At 64.7% G+C, this 4,385-nt stretch carries 5 protein-coding genes; 2 read left to right on the top strand and 3 right to left on the bottom strand.

The genetic code is table 11. The annotated features are described in order from the left end of the window. Positions 1 to 39 precede the first annotated feature (39 nt). Complete coding sequence (grpE, locus tag K5Q19_RS14020) at positions 40 to 603, top strand: nucleotide exchange factor GrpE (RefSeq protein ID WP_292946247.1); 564 nt, start codon at positions 40 to 42, stop codon at positions 601 to 603. Here the strand turns inward: grpE and K5Q19_RS14015 are convergent, their stop codons facing one another. The 3 genes from K5Q19_RS14015 to K5Q19_RS14005 all read right to left on the bottom strand — a co-directional run bounded on the left by K5Q19_RS14015 (position 604) and on the right by K5Q19_RS14005 (position 2,401). Further along, positions 604 to 1,275, bottom strand: a complete 672-nt coding sequence (locus K5Q19_RS14015; RefSeq protein ID WP_292946246.1) for an isochorismatase family cysteine hydrolase — start codon at positions 1,273 to 1,275, stop codon at positions 604 to 606. 89 nt (positions 1,276 to 1,364) lie between these two features. Next, a complete protein-coding gene (locus K5Q19_RS14010; RefSeq protein ID WP_292946245.1) occupies positions 1,365 to 1,868 on the bottom strand; it encodes a vgr related protein in 504 nt (167 codons plus the stop codon). Next, positions 1,865 to 2,401 (bottom strand): copper chaperone PCu(A)C, encoded by a 537-nt coding sequence (locus K5Q19_RS14005; RefSeq protein WP_292946244.1) that lies wholly within the window; start codon positions 2,399 to 2,401, stop codon positions 1,865 to 1,867. Before K5Q19_RS14005 ends, K5Q19_RS14010 begins: the two co-directional genes overlap by 4 nt. 170 nt (positions 2,402 to 2,571) lie before the next feature. On the opposite strand from K5Q19_RS14005, the gene dnaK reads away from it, so the two are divergent. Further along, positions 2,572 to 4,385, top strand: a 1,814-nt coding sequence (gene dnaK / locus K5Q19_RS14000; protein WP_292946243.1) for a molecular chaperone DnaK, incomplete at its 3' end; no start/stop codon positions are given.

Genomic DNA, 4,385 nt, shown 5'->3' with positions numbered 1-4,385 from the left:
CTTGAGCAGGATCATCACCCAGGACGGATTTGGTAGAAAATGACTGAGAACGACACGCGCCCGCAGGATGCCGAAGTTGCGGCTGAACTCGAAGGTGTGCCGAGCGAACTGACCGAAGGTGGCGATGCGCTGGCCGAGTTGGTCGAAGCGCTGAAGGGCGATCTCGAAGCGGCGAAGCAGGATGTGCTCTACGCCAAGGCCGAGACGCAGAACGTCCGCCGCCGCATGGAAAAGGACATTGCCGACGCGCGCAGCTATGCCGCCACGGCCTTTGCGCGCGATATCCTGTCAGTCGCCGACAACCTTTCGCGCGCGCTCGAATCGATCCCGGCGGAGCTGCGCGCGGACGACAAGATGAAGAACCTTGTCGCAGGGCTGGAAGCGACGGGCCGCGAGATCGAGAAGGTCTTTGCCAGCCACGGCATCAGCCGGATTGCCGCCAAGGGCCTGCCGCTCGACCCGCACCAGCATCAGGCGATGCTGGAAATCCCCTCCAACGATGTGGAGCCGGGCACCGTGCTGCAGGAACTGCAGGCCGGCTACATGATCAAGGACCGTCTGCTGCGCGCGGCGATGGTGGCGGTGGCGAAGAAGCCGGATTGATCAGGCGTCCAGAAGGGCAACCACCTCCTTCGTGTCGTAGAGATCGGCGAACACGAACGCCATGCTGTGCAATGTCGCGGCATGTTCGGTGTCGGTCAGCGCGGCGTTGGCATCGCCTGCGAACAGGACGCGGTAGTTGAACTGCATCGCATCGCGCGCGGTGCTTTCGCAGCAGCAGTTGGTGAGCGTGCCGGTGATCAGCACAGTATCGATGCCGCGCGCCTTGAGCACGGCGTCGAGATCACTGGTGCCGGGGGTGAAGCCGCTGAAACGGTGCTTGTCGACCACAGCATCGCCTGGCTGGACATCGAGCGCCGGCCAGAAATCGTGATAGTGTGCGCCGGGCGTGAAGGCGGCGCGGTGTGCGGCGGCGCCGGTACCGAGGCGGCGGACGAAGACCGACCAGCTCGCCGCATCGGGCGTGGTGAAGCGCAGGAACACGTTGAGGCCGCCCGCGGCACGCACCGCGGCGCTGATCCGGTTGATGTTGCCGACGATCTCGCGCGCCATCGGCACTTCGACCGGCGAGCCTTCCTCCATGAAGCCGTTCTGCATGTCGACGCAGATGTGCGCGAGGCGCTTCGGGTCGATATCGTCGAACACGTTGCGCACGCCCCCGCGTGCGGCGGCGACGGCGTCGAGAATGGCGTGGGTGTCAACGGCGTGGGGCATGGCGGTTCTCTTGCGGCGATGGACCATGCTGCAGTGCGCGGGGCAGAGGGGCCAGCGCGATCATGCGACCATTTCGGCTGGCGCAATCTTCATGCCTGCTGTGTGGCGTCTGGGGCGAAGGGCAGCACGGCCTCCAGCAGGGCAAGCGGCGGCGCGTCCGGATGGGGAGCGCCCTTGCTCGCAAGGAAGGCATGCGCGACAAGTTCGGCCTGCTGCTCGATGCCATAGGCTGTGAAGGGCCGCGCCGGATCGAAGCGATAGTCATAGCGGCAGAAGGGATGGCGCATCAGCGGCAGGTAGAAGCGCCCGCGCTGCCGGGTCTGCCAGACATGCACCAGCTCGTGGATGAAGAGCGCCTGCAGATCGAGCGGCGCCTCGCTGAAATCATCGCGGTAGTGCGGGCTCGCCGGGTGGAAATGGATGTGGCCCATCGGCGCCATCACCGTCCCGCGCGGCTGGAACGGAAAGAAACGGCGGCGGCGAATGCGGACTGGCGCGAGATCGAGGGCGCTGCCGAAAACGCCCTCCGCCAGAGCCCGCTCGCCCGGCGTGAGCGGTCGATCACCACCGGGCGGAACGATCGGCACCGTCACATATGGTCCATCATGCCTTCCATCGCGCCGACTTCCTCGACTTTCGCGAAAGTGCTGACCTTGTCGCCGTTGGCGAGCGTGAAGGTGACCTCGACTTCCTTGCCCGGCTTCACCGTGCTGGCGAGATTGAACAGCATGACATGATAGCCGCCGGCCTTGAACTCGGCGGGCTCGGCTTCGCTGAAGGGCACCGAGGCGACCGGCTCCATCGAGGAGACGCCGTTTTCGGTCTTGGTCTGGTGCATTTCGGCGCGCTGCGCTCCATCCACGTGCACGGCCACCAGCGTGTTGGCCTTGCCCGCCGTTTGCTGGATCGTGAAGTAGAGCACGCCCGGATTGCCGGGAACGGCGGGGAGCTTGATCACCGGTTCGATCACGCTGACGTTCGGCGCATTGTCGGGCGCCAGCGGGTTTGGCGCGGCCGAAGCCGAGGCCGATGCGGCAGCCTCGGGCGCCTTGTCGCCGCAGGCTGCGAGTGCAAGCAGGCTCGCTGCAGCGGTCATGGCAAGTGCGGCGGAACGGATGGGGGGCATCGAAGCTCTCTCCAGTCTTGAAACGAGACGTAATATAGGCGCAGGCGCAGGCCTTGTGCCGGGAAGAAGGCGACCTATATCGCCCACTGACGGAGCTGCATAGACGAAGGCTCGCCCGGTTTCGGGGGGCCGCACCCGCAGCGTCCAAAGGGCAAGGAAACAGGAACACCATGGCTAAAGTTATCGGTATCGACCTCGGCACGACCAACAGCTGCATCGCGGTGATGGACGGCGGCACTTCGAAGGTCATCGAGAATTCGGAAGGCGCTCGCACGACGCCTTCGATCGTCGCTTTTACCAAGGATGGCGAGCGCCTGATCGGGCAGCCGGCCAAGCGTCAGGCCGTGACCAATCCGGACAACACCATCTTCGCGGTGAAGCGCCTGATCGGCCGCCGCTTCGAAGATCCCATGACCCAGAAGGACATGGCGCTGGTTCCCTATGGCATCGTCAAGGGCAAGAACGGCGACGCCTGGGTCAAGGCGGGTGGTGAAGACTACAGCCCCTCGCAGATTTCGGCCTTCATCCTCCAGAAGATGAAGGAAACCGCCGAGAGCTATCTTGGTGAGACCGTGACGCAGGCAGTGATCACCGTGCCGGCCTACTTCAACGACGCGCAGCGCCAGGCGACCAAGGACGCCGGCCAGATCGCGGGCCTTGAAGTGCTGCGCATCATCAACGAGCCGACCGCGGCCGCGCTCGCCTATGGCCTCGACAAGCAGGATGGCAAGACCATCGCGGTCTACGACCTTGGCGGCGGCACGTTCGATATCTCGGTGCTCGAGATCGGCGACGGCGTGTTCGAGGTGAAGTCGACCAACGGCGACACCTTCCTCGGCGGTGAAGACTTCGACAACGTGCTGGTCGAGTACCTCGCGGACAAGTTCAAGTCGAAGGAGAACATGGATCTCCGCACCGACAAGCTTGCGCTGCAGCGCCTGAAGGAAGCTGCAGAAAAGGCCAAGATCGAGCTTTCGAGCGCGCAGACGACCGAGATCAACCTGCCCTTCATCACCGCGCGCATGGAAGGCGGCAGCACCACCCCGCTGCACCTCGTCGAGACGGTGACGCGATCCGACCTTGAAAAGCTTGTCGCCAAGCTGATCGAGCGCACGCTGGAGCCCTGCCGCAAGGCGCTGGCCGACGCGGGCGTGACCGCGAAGGACATCGATGACGTCGTGCTCGTCGGCGGCATGACCCGCATGCCGCGCGTGCGCGAAGTGGTGAAGGAGTTCTTCGGCAAGGACCCGCACACCGGCGTGAACCCGGACGAAGTCGTTGCCATGGGCGCGGCGATCCAGGCCGGCGTGCTGCAGGGCGATGTCAAGGACGTGCTGCTGCTCGACGTTACCCCGCTTTCGCTGGGTATCGAGACGCTGGGCGGCATCATGACCAAGATGATCGACCGCAACACGACGATCCCGACCAAGAAGAGCCAGGTCTACTCGACCGCCGAGGACAACCAGCAGGCGGTGACGATCCGTGTGTTCCAGGGCGAGCGCGAGATGGCGCAGGACAACAAGCTGCTCGGCCAGTTCGATCTCGTCGGCATTCCGCCGGCGCGTCGCGGTGTGCCGCAGATCGAGGTGACCTTCGACATCGACGCCAACGGCATCGTGAACGTCAGCGCCAAGGACAAGGGCACCGGCAAGGAACAGCAGATCCGCATCCAGGCCTCGGGCGGTCTTTCGGACAACGACATCGAGCAGATGGTGCGCGATGCCGAGAAGTTCGCCGAAGAGGACAAGAAGCGCCGCGAGGCGGCCGAGGCGCGCAACAACGCCGACAGCCTTGTCCATGCGACCGAGCGCCAGCTGGAAGAGAACGGCGACAAGATCGACGCCGCGCTGAAGGCCGAGATCGAGGCCGCGATCGCGGACGCCAAGAAGGCGATCGAGGGCGGTGACCCGGCCGACATGAACGCCAAGACCCAGGCGCTCACCGAAAAGGCGATGAAGATGGGCCAGGCGATCTACGAGAAGGA

This window comes from Novosphingobium sp., from assembly GCF_019748365.1.
In the GTDB taxonomy this organism is placed as follows: domain Bacteria; phylum Pseudomonadota; class Alphaproteobacteria; order Sphingomonadales; family Sphingomonadaceae; genus Novosphingobium.
This window is presented reverse-complemented; position numbering and strand designations above follow the sequence as displayed.

Excerpts from the sequence above, each read along its gene's own strand:
- grpE (WP_292946247.1), top strand. The coding sequence starts at position 40 with ATGACTGAGAACGACACGCGCCCGCAGGATGCCGAAGTTGCGGCTGAA.
- K5Q19_RS14015 (WP_292946246.1), bottom strand. The coding sequence starts at position 1,275 with ATGCCCCACGCCGTTGACACCCACGCCATTCTCGACGCCGTCGCCGCC.
- K5Q19_RS14005 (WP_292946244.1), bottom strand. The coding sequence starts at position 2,401 with ATGCCCCCCATCCGTTCCGCCGCACTTGCCATGACCGCTGCAGCGAGC.